This window comes from Acinetobacter sp. AHP123, from assembly GCF_023757925.1.
Taxonomy (GTDB): Bacteria; Pseudomonadota; Gammaproteobacteria; order Pseudomonadales; family Moraxellaceae; genus Acinetobacter; species Acinetobacter oleivorans.
Genome location: NZ_CP092454.1, coordinates 1463659 through 1480167, shown reverse-complemented (window position 1 = coordinate 1480167; position 16509 = coordinate 1463659). Strand labels below are relative to the sequence as shown.

The window sequence follows — 16509 nt, the reverse complement described above, 5'->3', positions numbered from 1 at the left end:
ATGCTCCTATTTCGACTGTGTATTAGCAGTAGAGGGAACAGGTGTTACTGAAGCCGAAGCGTTGTTTTCCGGATGTTCAGCATTTCCTACGGCGCCCATATAGCGATAAGTTTTTGCTTTAATAGAATAATTAAGGACAGGAATATCTGACTTACTATCTTTAACAGGTGCAACTTCTACAACAAAATCATGCATCGTCACAATACGTGGTAATGCCGCAATACTACTAACAAAAGCACCAAAAGCGTGATAATCGCCAGTTGCTTCCATCGTAATAGGCTGTTCAATAAAGATTTCCTGCTTCACTTCATCTTCTAAACGAATATTTTTAAACTTCAGACCAGAATTCACCCCAGTTAAGTTAATATCCTCAACCAAGCTTGGAATCTCGGTTTCTTTTGGCAGTTGCTCTAACTGCTGATTAAAGTTTGCTTGCATCTCTTGAAGTTGAAGTTGATATTGTTGCAAGTTACGTAATTTTGAATCCTTTTCGCGAAATTCATTCAACAAATTACTTTCTTGCGCCTGTGCATTATCAATTGCTTGTAACTTTGGCTGAATAACAACAAAGTATCCCAAAGCCAAAACAGCAAAGAAAATAAAAACCCAGCACGTAATTTTCACAGATAATGGCCAGCTACCATAACTGTTCATATCTAGTGTGTTAAATTGCTGAAGAAATTTTTCTAAAGTAATCTGTTTTTTCTTAGATGGAGCTTGTTCTAACGACAACTCATGAAGTTCATCCGGACTCATTTAACCGCCCCCTTATCCGCACTTACAGACGTATTGGCGGTATCATCTGTTGTAGTCACCCCCATTTCTCCTAAATCAACAGTCACAACAAAACTGCCATAACTATCTTCTACTCTAGGAAGCAGTGAACTCGCCGTCTTATCTTTTTTCTCTTCGGTCGCCAAGAAAGAGTTCATAAAAGCATTGCGATACCATGGTGATGCTTCGAGATTACGTAATAACTCCGCGACCGTATTTGGACTTTCTGCTTTACCTTCAATGGTAAATTTATCTCCAGTTCTGCTAAATTTAGTCAAATACATCGCTGCCGGAGTCACCCGTACCAATTCATCCACCAAACGCACAACAACAGGACGTTGACTTTGCAACCCCTGAATAAGTTTCATACGTTCGATAATGGCATCACGCTGTTCTTGCAAGCCATTTAAGGTTTTAAGCTGTTGATCTAGACTCTGGTTTGTACTGGTAATGAGTTGATTAGCTTGTTCTTGATCATCTAATTTTTGATTTAAATAAAACCACCCAGAAGATACAGTGGTAATCCCCAGCACAACGACCCCAAAACAGAAAATAATAAATTGTTTTTTGCGTTGTTCCCTAAGCCCATCACGCCAAGGAAGTAAATTAATTGTTGCCATTAATCAAAACTCCTTAAAGCCAAACCACATGCCACCATTAATGATGAAGCATCATTTTCAAGTTTTTGAATATCGACTTGAGGAGAAAAACCCATTTGTAAAAATGGATTGGCAATGGTCACACGATAACCAAGTTTTTGCTGCAACAATTTGGCAAGCCCAGGAATATTGGCATTCCCACCCGCTAGTAAAATATGGTCTATTTCATTGAACTGTGATGAAGAAAAGAAAAATTGTAGAGATCTGGCTGCTTGTTGCACTACCGCATCTAAAAATGGCTCTAAGACTTCGATGTCATAGTCATCAGGTAAAGAGCGTTCTTTTTTAGCTCGTCCTGCTTCTTCCAATGACAAACCATAACGACTTTGAATTTCCAGAGTAAGCTGCTTGCCGCCGAAGACTTGTTCACGGGTATAAATGATTTTGCCACTTTGCATAACCGATAATGTAGTCATGGTATGGCCGATATCTAAAATACCAATGGTATTCGCACCCATGGGCAAACTATCAGCAAATACACTAAAAGCACGCTCGACAGCATAACTTTCGACATCAGCAAGCTTAGGCGTTAGATCTACCAGTTCCAGCACTTCTACTCGTGTTTCAACATTTTCTGTTCTTGTTGCAACTAGAAGTACATTTACACGGTTTGGATTAGGCAGTCGATCTGGTAAAACCTCAAAATCAAGACTCACTTCATCCAAAGGGAACGGTATATACTGCTCCGCATCTAAACGAATCTGAACTTCTCGTTCATCATCATTCATATCTGTATCCATTTCTATGGTTTTATGAATAACCGTCGATGTTGGAACAGCAATTGCAGCGTTACTGGTTTGGGGATTTGCTAAATTAATCGCCCGTTCCAAAGCTTCTGCTACTGCCTCTGGATTCAAGATATTTTTTTCAACTACACTGTTCTCGGGTAAAGGCATCAAAGCATAGCTTTCCACCCAATATTTACCGTTCTTAACAGAGAGCTCTAACAACTTAACAGAAGTCGAACTAATATCGACACCCATTAACCCCTTATTCGGTTTACGATATAACCTGAGCACACTATTGTCCTATTATTTTTTTATCCCCAAAAAAAATTACAAACCAATAATCTAGGTCTTTATTTTTACACGGATACAATATCTCATCTAACAATCCGCATGTCTAAAGGCTATACTGACCACAATTAGTTTGTATTCGATCTTATTAAAGCTTACTTATCATGAAAAAGCTATCCAGTTTGGGCTTCGTGCGTCCAATTTTTTTGATCATTATTATTATCTTAGTCTCACTTCCGATGGGCTTTTATGGCATGTATCTCTATATCGCCCCATCGCTCCCTGAAATGAGTTCACTAAAAAAAGCTCCGCTTTTAAAACCGCTACAGGTCTATACCTCGGATAATCAACTGATTGCCGAGTATGGTGGTAAGCTTTCTATTCCAGTTGAATACAAACAAATTCCTCCTGCTTTTATTCATGCATTTTTAGCAGCAGAAGATTCTTCTTTCTTTGAACATAGCGGGATCAGTTTTAAAGGTTTAGGGCGTGCTTTAAGTGAAAGTGTAACTGGTTCTGATGTGCAAACTGGTGGTTCAACCATTACCATGCAGGTTGCAAAGAACTATTATTTAAGTCCAGAAAGAACCTTAAAACGCAAAATAACCGAGATCTTTTTAGCTCGAAAAATTGAGCAAAACTTATCTAAAGAAGAAATTCTCAGTCTTTATGTGAATAAAATCTTCTTAGGAAAAAATGCCTACGGTATCGCAGCGGCAGCCAAAATTTATTACAACAAAAGTATTAATGAGCTCAGCATTGCTCAAATGGCAATGATTGCAGGTTTGCCGAAAGCACCTTCTAAATACAATCCTGTCGTTAATCCTGAACGCGCACTTGAACGCCGCAACTGGATTTTAGGCCGTATGTTACAGCTGGGTTATATCTCTCAAACAGAATATCAAAAAGCTGTAGCTGAACCGATCAACTTAAACATGCCCAATCGGGATTTAAATAATATTCACCCGTATGCGGGTGAAATGGTTCGTTCAGAGCTTGTAAAGCATTTTGGTGAACAAGCCATTGATTCTGGCTATAAAGTCTATACAACCATCAATGCTAAACGCCAAGCGATTGCAGAGAAATCTGTACAAGATGGTCTTGAAGCTTATGATCGTCGTCATGGCTGGCGTGGTGCGGAAGCACACGATAAACCATTAAATGAATTTAGAGCATATGCCAATACTTACCCGGCACAAGTTACCAAGGTAAATAGCAGCTCTTTTGATGCACTCATGCAAGATGGTACAACCGTTACTGTACAGTGGTCAGGTATGTCATGGGCTCGCCCCTATCGCAATGCGAATAGTGTAGGTGGTGCTCCGTCACGTGCATCTCAAATTGTTCAAGTTAAAGATATTGTTCGCTTACGTCCAAATGATGCAAAAACAGCATGGTCTTTAGTTCAGGTTCCAAAAGTTCAAGGTCAACTTATTGCGATTAACCCGAATGATGGTTCAATTGAAGCAATTGTAGGTGGTTATAACTTCTATCAATCGAAATTTAACCGTGCCTTACAAGGCTGGCGCCAACCAGGTTCAACGATCAAACCATTTGTTTATGCATTGGCATTAGAACGCGGTATGACGCCATACAGCATGGTGAATGATAGTCCTATCACAATTGGCAAATGGACACCGAGAAACTCAGACGGTCGTTATTTAGGGATGATTCCATTACGTCGTGCTTTGTATTTGTCTCGTAATACCGTGTCGGTACGCCTTTTGCAAACGGTGGGAATTGAACGTACTCGCCAGTTATTCATGGATTTTGGTTTACAAGAAGATCAAATTCCACGTAACTACACCATTGCTCTAGGTACACCTCAAGTTTTACCAATTCAAATGGCAACTGGATATGCAACTTTTGCAAATGGTGGTTATCGCGTTCAACCACACTTTATTCAGCGTATTGAAGATGCATACGGCAAAGTGATTTATCAAGCTAAGCCAGAATATGCATGTATTCCATGTATTAATGCACCAGACACAACTGATGACGAGCAGAAAGCTACGACAACAGATGATGAAGTGATTGAGGTTACTAACAAAGACGTAGAGCAGAAAGAAAAGGCAGCTAAGCAACTTAATCTTAAACAAACTGATAAAGCAAATAGCGAATATCGCCAAGCTCAACGTATTTTAAAATCAAGCTCTGCTTACGATATGGCGAACATTTTACGTGATGTAATTGAGCATGGTACAGGCCGTGCCGCACTTAAAATTGGCCGTAGTGATTTAGGCGGTAAAACAGGTACAACCAACGATGCAAAAGATGCATGGTTTGCAGGTTTTAACGGCAAATTAGTGACTGTAACGTGGGTTGGGTTTGACCAACCGACAACATTAGGTCGACGTGAGTATGGTGGTATTGCTGCATTACCGATCTGGATTAACTTTATGGGTCAAGCTTTGCAAGGTACGCCAGCATCTTGGGTTCGTTTAGATAAAGATGCCCAAGGTCCTATTTCACGTGACAAACAACAAACTGTTACTGAGGTAGGCGATAAGAAAACTTATCGTGCAGCTCCACCATTAGCACGCCCGCTATATCGCCCAGCACCACCACAACCAAAACTGAGCAATGACAATGACTTCTCCGATTTACCAGGTGAGGAAATTGTTATTCCATCAAAAGCTGCACCTCCTGCGATGAAGCCTTCACAGGGAGCAGCGCCGAAGCGTGAGAAAGATGAACTAGAAAATCTGATTAATCAGATTGAATAGCAAAAAAGAAGCCATCATCAGATGGCTTCTTTTTTGCTTTTAAAAATATACTGTTAACTAGCTATTTTATTACGTTTCTGAAAGACATAAATTTGAAAAGATGCCGTTACCTCTAATTGCGACTGCTGCTCTAACTGCAAACGACGCTCAGGAGATGCTTTATAAGCATAAGGTGTCATAGCAATCAGATTTTTTAAAGCCTGTTGGTCAAGCACAAAAGGGGCATTAATAATTTGCTCTTGTTTGAGCTCAAACAAATCTTGCAACTGCTCTACAAACTTCTCTGGTATATGAGGGTTAACCTGCTCAAATAGAGCCTCACGCATTGCATACAAATGCTCAGATGCAGGAGTGACAACAATTAAATATCCATCATCTTTTAAAACACGTGCAATTTCTGCTTGTGGAATTGGGCTAAACAAACTGGTACATGCATCCATGCTTTGATCAAGCACAGGCAAAGTCGCACCCGTTCCCACAACCCAAGTCACCTCAGAATTAAGCTTTGCTGCACGCTGTACCGCATTTTTTGCAATATCAACACCAACACATTGCTCAACGACTTGCTGCATAGCACTGGTGTAGTAACCTTCACCACACCCGATATCAAGTACGGTTTTTACATCTAATTGTTTTAATAAAGCAACTACAGCATGTTGTAAAGGCTGATAATAACCACCTTGTAAAAAAGCTCTTCGCGCATCGACTGACTCTGGTGTATCTCCAGGGTTCTTACTATGTTTATGCTGCACAACATGTAAGTTCACATAACCTTGTTTAGCGACATCATAACTATGTCCTTGTCCACATCGCCAAGTTTTTTCATTTAAATCGAGAGACTGACGACACACAGGACACATTAAAATTTGCTTAGTCACTTTTAATTATTCTCTTGTTCTTTATGTTGTAAATAAGACTTTGCATGCATTCCCACAAATGTACGCCCTGCATTTGCTCCCTTAATCCATTCATCTACCTGAAATAAATCAAATAGCCCCACTTTGACTAAAGTTGGAATAGCAATCTTTAATTCTTCCTCAATCTGGCCTCTTTGGCCTGCATTATATAATTCAATATTATGCAGCATTGTAGCGACAGTTCCTGTTTGTACCTGACTTCCATCTTTAAGCACAACTTGAGGTAATACTTCGCCCTCTCCAACTACTTTCTGATTAATTACAGATAATTGGTCTAGACCAGCAACTTTTGTCATTCATCTCTCCAATAAAAAAAGCCAGTAGAACTGGCTTTATATTGACACTAAAATAAGATCTATCGCAATTTTAAAGTCATTAGACCTAAAACTACTAATATAATTGTAATAATCCAAAAACGAATCACAACTTGGGTTTCTTTCCAGCCCTGCTTTTCATAGTGATGATGTAGCGGCGCCATTAAGAACACGCGTTTATTACGCATCCGCAGCGATCCAATTTGCAAGAAGACAGATACAGCCTCCATTACAAACACACCACCCATAATCGCAAATACGATTTCTTGGCGTACCATAACAGCAATTGTTCCAAGCATCGCGCCTAAAGCTAATGCGCCAACATCACCCATAAAGATTTGAGCTGGGTGTGCGTTATACCAAAGAAATGCCAAACCCGCACCAATCATCGCAGAGCAGATTACAACAAGCTCAGATGTATATTTCACATATGGAATATGCAAATAGTTAGCAAAACGAATATCACCTGACAAGTAAGCAAATACGCCTAAGCCCGTAGCTACCATTACAACAGGCATGATTGCCAAACCATCTAAACCATCCGTTAAGTTAACGGCGTTAGAAGCACCATTAATAACTAGATAGGTAAATACAATAAATGCCAAGCCTAAAGGAACCATAGAGAGTGGAATTGAAAGATTCTTAAAGAATGGAATCAATAAATCCAGCATGTTTGCAGTATGTTCAGCATTCGACTGTTGGGTTGCAATTAAATATAAAGCAATACCAGCCCCAAGCGATGCAACGGAAGTCCAGAAAAACTTCTTACGGGCAGGTAAACCTGCATTGTCTTTATAGCGGATTTTAATCCAGTCATCTGCCCAGCCCACAGCACCGAATACAACCATTACACCAAGCACAATCCAGACATAAGGGTTAGATAAATCAGCCCAGAGTAAAGTACTAATACCAATTGAAAGCAGAATTAAAATCCCGCCCATGGTTGGTGTACCCATCTTTTTAGCATGATTTTCAGGAGCAAATGAACTTACTGCCTGACCGTATTTTAACGCTTGTAATTTACGAATCATGATCGGTCCGAGGACCAAACCAATGGTCAGTGAAGTTAATACACTGAGTAAAGAACGTAATGTTAAATAACGAACGACCTGAAACGAACTGTGATAGCCCGCAAGTTGTTCAAACAACCATAACAGCATTTAAAGTTTCTCCATCAAATCAGCCATCAACGTTTCCATATGAGTAAAGCGAGAACCTTTAAACAGGAAACTCATGGACTGTGGTTGATGTGTTTGGATTAGATTGATTAGAAATGGAAGCGCCTCAGCTTGTGTCTGAAATGCTTTCACTTTATTGAAATGAGAGTGTGCACCCTCGAGAGCGGCTGGAGCAAACTGCCCAACTGCAATAATATGATCTAAATGAAGCTCAGCAAGATCACGACCTAAATCATGGTGTTCTTGCCAACTGCTATCACCTAACTCACCAATATCTCCCATGACCATGACTTTTATGCCTTGTTGCTGCAACAACACTTGTGCAGCAGCGCGCATTGAAGTCGGATTGGCATTATAGGTATCATCAATAAATAAGTAAGGTGACTTTTGAATAAAGTTAAGACGACCTTTAGCTCCCTGAGCTTGCTCTAGGCCTTGGACAATATCTTCCAGTCCAATACCAATTGCTAAAGCAAAGGCTACAGCTGCGGTCGCATTCTGAACATTATGCTCACCTGCAAAAGGGAGTTTAACGGCACTGACACCTTGCGGCGTATGTAGCGTAAAATTTGTTGATTGAGGTAATAATTCAATATCTGTTGCATACACATCGCCACCCACACCAAATGTAGAAATACGATGCGCTTTTGCGGCGTCAAGAATCTCAGCAGTGAAATCATCTTGTTGCGGTACGATTGCAACGCCATTTGGTAAAATATGACGATAAATTTCCGATTTAGCTCGGCAAATACCTTCACGTCCACCAAATTCGCCCAGATGAGCTGTACCAATATTTAAAATGCCTGCAACATGAGGCTGAACTAATTTAGAAGTATAGTCAATTTCACCTTGATGGCTTGCACCCAACTCCATCACCGCATATTGATGTTCCTTACGAAGCTCTAGCAGCATCATGGGTACACCAAGATCATTATTTAAATTACCACGGGTGATTAATGTCGGAGCTAAGCGCGATAATATACTTCCCAACATTTCTTTAGTTGTGGTTTTACCGCTACTGCCTGTTAAAGCAATCACTTTTAATTGGGTATTTTGCTCACGGCGATAAGCGCCGAGTTGCCCCAAAGCCAAGCGAGTATCGGTAACAACTAACTGTGCAATTTCTATATCTAAAGGACGTTCAACAATGGCAATTTGACAACCATTCGCAGCAACCTGAGTTACAAAGTCGTGTGCATCAAAACGCTCACCTTTTAGTGCTAAAAAGGCATCCCCAGTTTCCGCATGACGAGAATCCGTCAAAATACGTTTAATTTCAGTTTGAGGGATCTGGTCTTTATGCCAATAGCCCTGCGTTGCCTGTTGTAATTTTTGAGCTGTCCACGGTTCCAAAGGCACGGTACTGGTGGTTGAAGTATGCATAAATAATCCTATTGTGCAGGGTAAGCAGCGTCTACAGTATGGTGTTGCGCAGCAATTGCTGATTGTACTTCGACAACATCATCAAACCAGTGGCGCACACCATTAATTTCTTGATAATTTTCATGACCTTTACCAGCAATAACCACAATATCACCAGCTTGAGCTTGCTGTGCAACAAATTTAATTGCTTCACGGCGATCATGAATTTCCTGCATGCGATACCCAGAGAAATTAATTCCTTGCTTCATATCAGCAAAAATTTGTTCAGGGTCTTCAGTTCTTGGATTATCCGAAGTCAGAATAATCGGATTCGCTCCATCCAATGCTGCTTGAGTCATGAGTGGACGTTTACCGCGGTCACGATCCCCGCCACACCCGAATACTGCCCAAAGCTGATTAGATACATGACGTTTTAAAGTCTTAAGCACCTGAATCAAAGCATCAGGTGTGTGCGCATAATCCACAACAAATAAACGTTCGCCATCACGAATGACCTGCATTCGTCCCGGCGCACCAATAAGCTTAGGAACAAAAGCGACTAATGCTTCCAAATCAAAACCTGCTTGCTCAGCAGCAATAAGCGCTGCAATCAGGTTTTCGACATTGAAATGTCCCAATAATGGACTTTGAACAGCAAAAGAACCTTGCGAGCTGACTAAATTAAAAGTCGCCCCTGCCAAACTGTAACTTAAGTCACTAATATAATAATCAGCTGTATTTTGGGTAAGTGAATACGTCAGAATCTTTGGCTGAGCAGGATTTTGTTTTGCCGCATTCATCATAAGAGCAGCATGTTCATCATCAAGATTAATAACAGCTACTTTTAAAGAATTAAAACGGAATAAGAGAGCCTTTGCTTCTGCGTAAGCCTCTAAAGTGCCATGATAATCCAGATGGTCACGACTCAAATTACTATAAACAGCAATTTCAATCGCACAACCATTTAAACGACCTTGCTCTAAACCATGTGAGCTTGCTTCCAAAGAAGCGAAAGTTGCACCTTGTTTAGCATAATCATGCAATGCATTTTGTAGTTGTAAAGCATCGAGCGTAGTATGAGTTGATGGCGTCAGATCAGGCAAAATTCCATTACCTGTTGTTCCCATCACCACACAGCGCTGTTGTTGTGAACTAATTAATTCAGCAACTAAACGTGAAATTGTCGTTTTACCATTTGTGCCTGTTACTGCAACAATACGCGCTGGTGTAACAGGGTCAATATGTTGCAAATAACGCTCTTGCCATTCGCCCATGCGCTGACGTACATCAGGGCATACCCATTCATTTGCCACACCCAGCTCAGTCTCGCTAATGATCGCAAGTGCGCCATTGGCTAGCGCTGACTCAGCAAAAGCACGTGTTTTTTCAGGTTGGCTATAACTGGTCAAAGCAATAAAAATTTGGCCTGACTCAACCTTACGGCTGTCTAGACTGAAGCCATGAAAAGGCTGCTGAGACCACTGTGCATTAATCTCGACTGGATTAATTTCTTGAAAAGAAACAGACATAGCTTACCTGCGAATAGGATTTACTGAAGTATCAAGGGGCTTATCAAGCGGTACATTCATTAAACGTAATGATTCTTGCATAATGCGTGCAAAAACAGGAGCCGCAACCAAACCACCGTAATAACGGCCTTGTGGGTTTTCAACAACGACAATAACAGCTAAACGTGGGTCACTAATTGGAGCAACACCCGCAAATAAAGCACGGTATTCATTATTTGAATAACCTTTACGGTCTGCACGAAGTTTATGAGCCGTACCTGTTTTACCACCAACGCGATAACCCGGAATATTAGCTTGCTTTGCAGTACCACCAGGCATCGTAACCTGCTCTAACATAAGCAAAACCTGATCAGCAATTTTTGGAGCAAGAACTTGTTCCCCTTTAGGTGCTTGATCGAGCTTATGCAAGCTTAGAGGCATTTTTACGCCATGATTTGCAAGCATTGCATAGCCTTGCGCCAACTGAAGAATAGTTGCGTTCAAGCCATAACCATAAGCCATGGTACCAATTTGAGAAGAGTTCAACTTACTTACTGGAAGTACTAAACCTGAGCTTTCCCCCGGAAATTTCACAGCCGAGCGTTTACCAAAACCAGCACGATTAAAGAAGCTTGGTAGTGTTTCTTTTGGAAGTGACAATGCAATTTTTGCAGAACCCACGTTTGAAGATTTGATAATGACGCCACTAACAGTTAAAGCACCATAGTTGTGGGTATCACGAATCGTATGCCAACCTAAACGCATTGAACCTGGAGAAGTATTTACAATCGTGTTAGGCGTATATTGCCCAGTTTCTAATGCAGAAGAAATTGTAAATGGCTTCATGGTTGAACCCGGTTCGAACATATCAATTGCACCGCGGTTACGCATGGCATCTTTATTAGACAAACCATTTTTATCATTCGGGTTATATGACGGCCAACTGGTCATTGCCAGAATTTCACCAGTCTTAACATCTACAGCAATTGCCGTTGCCGAACGGGCATTATTTGCAACACCAGCTGCGGTCAGCTCTCTATACATAATGTATTGCAAACGAGAGTCGATACTTAAAGTGATATTTTCGCCTGGTTCACCCTCACGGATAACCTCTGAAACCTTTAAGCGGTTTCCGCGCTTATCACGAATAATTTTTTGCTCACCATCCACACCTGACAGCTGTTTATTGAGCTGCATTTCCAAGCCTTCAATCCCTTGGCCTTCACTGTTAGTTAAACCAATAATCTGGGCATTTGGCTGTGGCTGAGGATAATAGCGCTTATAAGTTTTCTCGGCATACACGCCTTGAAAGTTGCCTTTCGTAATAAGGTCTGCCTGTTGCGGTGGTATTTCTTTTTTCAGAACCAGATAACGAGAACGCGGTCGAGCATTCATCTGCTTTTTAAGATCGGCACGGTCTAAACCAACGACATCCGCCAACTCATCAAGATTTAAGTTTTTATCGGGTAATTGTCTTTTTAATTTACGATTATTGGGATCTTTCTTTAATTCCGCTGTAATTTGGTCATATAAATGCTTTGTATCGAAATAATCACGCGGATCCATTACGATTTTCATGATCGGTGTACTAATTGCCAAAGGCACACCATGGCGATCACTAATCACGCCACGCATAGCTTCCACACGCTCAGTACGCAAAATATTGGCATTGGCCTTGTTTTGTAAAAAATCCTTATTAATTACCTGTACATAAAATGCACGTGCAATTAAAACAACAAAACAGAGTAACACTACCGCCCAGAGCAGATAAAACCGCCACATATCAAAGGCAAGAGTTGGTTTTTCCGAAATAGACTGCTGTTTTTTCCGTGTTTGTTTTGTTCGCTTATCTACCATACAGCAAGGCCTTACTTATTTTGCTCTGAGGTCATTGGTAAAGAAATTACCACCGTTTCTGCAGCCGGTGGAGAAAACATCCGTAGCTGAGTTACAGCACGTGTACCAATCTGTGCCGTTGCACCAAAGGTTTGTTGCTCAATGAGCAAACGCCCCCATTCAGCATTGAGATCATCACGTTCACGCATATAAGAGCTAAGCTCTCTATAATCATGACGATATTCAAATACTTGAAATACCACCATCATGGCACTTATAAAAACAAGAGCCACCAAGACTGTATACACCACAACTTTTTTCACCACTTTATTTTCTGTGGTTGCGATTTCATCACTGCTTTTCATTACGCGCCTTTTTCTTCCAAGCGTTCAGCAACCCGAAGCCATGCACTACGTGACCGAGGGTTCGCTTTTACTTCTTCTTCACTCGCACGAACCCGTGAAATTTTCTTTAATCTTCTTGTATCTACCCGCTGCTCTGGCATTCCCCAACCAAAATCTTCTGCTAACGTAGATTCTTTTTGAATAAACTGCTTAATCAGTCGGTCTTCAAGAGAATGGAAACTAATAACAGACAAACGTCCTTCCGGTTTGAGTAAGTCTACAGCTTGCGGCAAAAACACTTCAATATCTTCGAGCTCTTTATTAATAGCAATACGAATAGCCTGAAATGTACGTGTCGCTGGATGTTTATGTTTTTCCCATTTTGGATGAGCTGTTTTTACAAGTTCCGCCAATTGAGCTGTTGTATCTAGCTTTCCAGCATTTTTAATGGCTTTAGCAATACGTCGACTATAACGCTCTTCACCATATTGATAAATAATATTTGCTAATTGTTCTTCTTCAATTTCAAGTAACCACTCGGCCGCAGTTAAACCCTTAGAATTATCCATTCGCATATCCAACGGACCATCTTGCATGAAACTAAAACCACGTTCTGCCTGATCAAGTTGAGGAGATGACACTCCCAGATCAGCCATAATGCCATCAACACTCATCACGCCAATTTCCTGCATCTTCTCTTTGATATCAGCAAAACTCGCATGAATGATCGTAAATCTTGGATCTTCTTGTGCCAAAGCAGCAGCAACTTCGAGTGCTTGAGGGTCTTTATCAAATGCATACACTCGTGCATTTTCATCAAGTTTAGAGAGCAATAAACGTGTATGCCCACCTCTTCCGAAGGTTGCATCGATATACACCCCTGTTGTGCGATCTGCCAATAAGCTCTCAACGGTCTCAAAAAGTAAGACAGAAATATGCGACATAGGTGTTAAATCATTGCGTAAAAATGTAACTGCACATTATCACCTTGTTTATGACCAACGCCAAACGGCTTTTTGTAGGAAAATATTAATTTTTCATAGATAAAACCGTTTTGTTAGCACTTTTTAAGCAAAATAAGAAAGTAAGAATAATTTTCTAGAGTTAAATACGAATTAATAAAACTTTTTTATTAAATTCTTTATTTAAAAAACTCTCTTTTCCTTTACGCTTATTTTGTTAAAAACTCCCGCCGATTTACCTTAGGACGAGATGAACTGGCAATCTTTTTCTGCATATTTACCGATTTGATTTAACCATTTTTGCCGTTGGTCTGAACTTGCGCCCCGCACTGTTCCAACATAATTAACTTTGACTTTACTAACCCCACAAAATTGCAAAGTCGCTTTTTTAAGTTGTCGAGTACTTGGCTCACCATAATACCAACGATAAAACCAACCTGGCTGATCTAAAGTCGTAATCAGTCGTGCTGTTTTTGACTGTAAATGACCAATAACGCGATTGCTGTTTTCTCGGTAACTAAATACAAGATTCGGTAAAAAGAGTCGGTCAATAAAACCTTTAGCGATAGCCGGAAGCCCTCCCCACCACACTGGAAAGAACCATACCAAATGATCAGCAGCCTGAATTTTTTCAAGCGCATTCATTAAATCAGGTTCCAATTCCATTCGTTTCTCATAACCATATTTTAAATTAGGTTCAAAACCCAACTTGGCAATTTCTATTAGATCTACGTGAATACCTAATGTTTTTGCCTGCTCTACATAGTTGTGAGCTAATGCATGATTAAAACTAGTATCGGATGGATGACCATTGATAACTACAATACGTTTAGAGACTTGAGACATATAGCGCCTTTATTGTCGCACAATAAGATATCAGTTGATATCTGAAATAAATATGTAGCAAAAATATCTCATAAAAATTAAGATATCAAGTGATATCTCAATTATTATTTATCTGACTCTTATGACTCTTTCTCGCAATGAAAAACAGATACAAACTCGGCAACATCTCATTGACGCTGGGTTTGCTCTCATTTCTGAATTTGGTTATAACGCGGTATCTATCAGGAATCTTTCCAAACAGGCAGGCTATACTCAAGGTGCCTTTTATTCGAATTTCAACAATAAAGAAGAGTTTTTACTTGAGCTAATGCAGCTTCAATTCGCTAAAGAAAATTTACAGCTACAAGAAATCTTTACCAGCACCCCTTCAAATACGGAACAACTCATTGATTCATTGCGCCAATGGCTGACCGCTTTTTTTACAAACGATGAATGGCTTAAAATATCAATAGAACTACAACTGTTTGCTGCACGTGATATTACCTTCGCCGAGGAGTATCAAAAGGTTTGGAAAACTCATCAACAAGAAGTAACGAAGATTATGAAGCAATTCTTTTCTTTAACGGAGATAACTGAACCTGATGACTATGATTCTATTGTTATAGAGCTCGTATCATTAAGTTATGGGCTAGCTTTACAATATATGATTTTCAAAGATGATATAGATCACTACATTAATATCTTTATCAATACCTTAGTAAAAAGATTAGGTAATTTTTAAATTAATCAAAAATTAGATCTAAAAAACACAAAGAGCCGCTTAATGATTAAATAAGCGGCTCTAAGCAAAAAGCTTAATTAATTATTGCTTACCATCGTAAATTTGATCGAAGACAGCCCCATTTGCAAAGTGAGTTTTTTGAGCTTTAGCCCAGCCACCAAAAACATCATTAATTGTAAATAATTTAATTTTTGGGAATTGTGCTGCATATTTAGCAGCCACTTGCGCATTGCGTGGTCGGAAATAATGTTTAGCCGCCAACTCTTGCCCTAACGGTGAATATAAAAAGTTCAGATAGCCTTTTGCTAAAGTTCGGTTGCCATCTTTATCTACGGTTTTATCTACAATTGCGACGGAAGGCTCTGCCAAAATTGAAATTGATGGGTAAACGATTTCATATTTATCTTTATCAGGTCCTTTAGTCGCCAATAAAGCTTCGTTTTCCCATGATAATAAAACGTCACCAATTCCACGCTCAGCAAATGTTGTTAGCGAACCACGTGCTCCCGAATCAAGTACTTTTACATTGTGATAAAGTTTTTTAACTAACTCACGAGCCTTGGCATCATTTCCACCCGGTTGTTTTAAGGCATAGCCCCATGCCGACAAATAAATCCAACGCGGTGCCCCCCCTGTTTTAGGATTAGGGGTGATAATTTCCACACCTGGTTTTGTTAAGTCATTCCAGTCACGTATATTTTTTGGATTACCTTTTCGTACTAGGAACACAACCGTGGACGTATAAGGTGCAGAATTGTTTGGAAATTCTTTTTGCCAATTTGGTTGGATAAAACCCGCTTTCACAATCTCATCAATATCATTCGCTAACGCTAAAGTTACAACATCGGCTTCAAGACCCGTAGCTACTGCCCGAGCTTGTTTACCAGATCCACCATGCGACTGTTTAAACTCAACATCCTGACCTGTACGCTGTTTCCAAAACTTCCCAAAAGCCTGATTATATTCTTGATAAAATTCTCGGGTCGGATCATAAGAAACATTTAAAAAAGAAGTAGCGGCCTGAGCTGCTGTTGCCATTCCCAAGTACATCGCTACAGCCATTATTGATATTTTTTTCATTTACAAAATCCATCATTGGTTTTAGTTTTACTATATTTTTAATTTTATAATTTACAATCAATTACTTATATTAATATATTTTTTATTAATCTCTTTAAAATATATAGCTTAAGATGCCTAAATCATTTCATTTTTGAAATTTTTTGTAATTATTCTTACAACTTAATGAGGGCCTTCACTTTATCTACACATTAATTTGTTAAATAATGAAGCGTAAAGGATACATATGACCTACATTGGCGTCGACCAGATTAAAATATAGATAT

The 16509-nt window shown here is 39.8% G+C and carries 15 protein-coding genes; 2 read left to right on the top strand and 13 right to left on the bottom strand.

Annotated features, from left to right (window positions below):
• Positions 1-6: 6 nt before the first annotated feature.
• From MJX77_RS07045 to MJX77_RS07035, 3 genes are read right to left on the bottom strand one after another with little or no spacing between them, the layout of a single operon-like run.
• On the bottom strand, positions 7-756 hold the full coding sequence (locus MJX77_RS07045; RefSeq protein WP_252061016.1) for a type IV pilus inner membrane component PilO: 750 nt from the start codon (positions 754-756) through the stop codon (positions 7-9).
• Positions 753-1394, bottom strand: coding sequence for a PilN domain-containing protein (locus MJX77_RS07040; protein ID WP_013196695.1), 642 nt, complete (start codon positions 1392-1394; stop codon positions 753-755). The genes MJX77_RS07045 and MJX77_RS07040 overlap by 4 nt, the downstream gene beginning before the upstream one ends.
• On the bottom strand, positions 1394-2452 hold the full coding sequence (locus MJX77_RS07035) for a pilus assembly protein PilM (protein WP_252061013.1): 1059 nt from the start codon (positions 2450-2452) through the stop codon (positions 1394-1396). The genes MJX77_RS07040 and MJX77_RS07035 overlap by 1 nt, the downstream gene beginning before the upstream one ends.
• Before the next feature lie 161 nt (positions 2453-2613).
• Between MJX77_RS07035 and ponA the strand changes: the two genes are divergently transcribed.
• Positions 2614-5175 carry a penicillin-binding protein PBP1a gene (ponA, locus tag MJX77_RS07030; RefSeq protein ID WP_191900376.1) on the top strand — a complete coding sequence of 854 codons (2562 nt, stop codon included), beginning with the start codon at positions 2614-2616 and terminating at the stop codon, positions 5173-5175.
• Positions 5176-5228: 53 nt separating this feature from the next.
• Here the strand turns inward: ponA and MJX77_RS07025 are convergent, their stop codons facing one another.
• The 9 genes from MJX77_RS07025 to MJX77_RS06985 form a co-directional block, all read right to left on the bottom strand.
• A complete protein-coding gene (locus MJX77_RS07025; protein ID WP_252061010.1) occupies positions 5229-6053 on the bottom strand; it encodes a putative RNA methyltransferase in 825 nt (274 codons plus the stop codon).
• A 2-nt stretch (positions 6054-6055) separates the two neighbouring features.
• Entirely contained in the window at positions 6056-6388 is a 333-nt protein-coding gene (locus MJX77_RS07020; RefSeq protein WP_252061008.1) for a DUF7709 family protein, read from the bottom strand.
• A 59-nt stretch (positions 6389-6447) separates the two neighbouring features.
• On the bottom strand, positions 6448-7566 hold the full coding sequence (gene mraY, locus MJX77_RS07015) for a phospho-N-acetylmuramoyl-pentapeptide-transferase (protein WP_004789827.1): 1119 nt from the start codon (positions 7564-7566) through the stop codon (positions 6448-6450).
• Positions 7567-8967: a UDP-N-acetylmuramoyl-tripeptide--D-alanyl-D-alanine ligase gene (locus tag MJX77_RS07010; RefSeq protein ID WP_252061007.1), complete on the bottom strand. Its 1401-nt coding sequence runs from the start codon at positions 8965-8967 to the stop codon at positions 7567-7569.
• A gap of 8 nt (positions 8968-8975) precedes the next feature.
• Positions 8976-10475 carry a UDP-N-acetylmuramoyl-L-alanyl-D-glutamate--2,6-diaminopimelate ligase gene (locus MJX77_RS07005; RefSeq protein ID WP_252061005.1) on the bottom strand — a complete coding sequence of 500 codons (1500 nt, stop codon included), beginning with the start codon at positions 10473-10475 and terminating at the stop codon, positions 8976-8978.
• Between the two features lie 3 nt (positions 10476-10478).
• Entirely contained in the window at positions 10479-12311 is a 1833-nt protein-coding gene (ftsI, locus tag MJX77_RS07000; RefSeq protein ID WP_005300944.1) for a penicillin-binding protein PBP3, read from the bottom strand.
• A gap of 11 nt (positions 12312-12322) precedes the next feature.
• On the bottom strand, positions 12323-12655 hold the full coding sequence (gene ftsL / locus MJX77_RS06995; protein WP_004789835.1) for a cell division protein FtsL: 333 nt from the start codon (positions 12653-12655) through the stop codon (positions 12323-12325).
• Complete coding sequence (gene rsmH, locus MJX77_RS06990) at positions 12655-13578, bottom strand: 16S rRNA (cytosine(1402)-N(4))-methyltransferase RsmH (protein ID WP_005300940.1); 924 nt, start codon at positions 13576-13578, stop codon at positions 12655-12657. Before rsmH ends, ftsL begins: the two co-directional genes overlap by 1 nt.
• Positions 13579-13836: 258 nt before the next feature.
• Positions 13837-14442 (bottom strand): NAD(P)H-dependent oxidoreductase, encoded by a 606-nt coding sequence (locus MJX77_RS06985; protein ID WP_151822042.1) that lies wholly within the window; start codon positions 14440-14442, stop codon positions 13837-13839.
• Between the two features lie 121 nt (positions 14443-14563).
• Between MJX77_RS06985 and MJX77_RS06980 the strand changes: the two genes are divergently transcribed.
• Positions 14564-15163, top strand: coding sequence for a TetR/AcrR family transcriptional regulator (locus MJX77_RS06980; RefSeq protein ID WP_151766988.1), 600 nt, complete (start codon positions 14564-14566; stop codon positions 15161-15163).
• Positions 15164-15244: 81 nt separating this feature from the next.
• Here MJX77_RS06980 and MJX77_RS06975 read toward each other — a convergent pair whose 3' ends face one another.
• Entirely contained in the window at positions 15245-16243 is a 999-nt protein-coding gene (locus tag MJX77_RS06975; protein ID WP_252061004.1) for a sulfate ABC transporter substrate-binding protein, read from the bottom strand.
• Between the last annotated feature and the right edge of the window lie 266 nt (positions 16244-16509).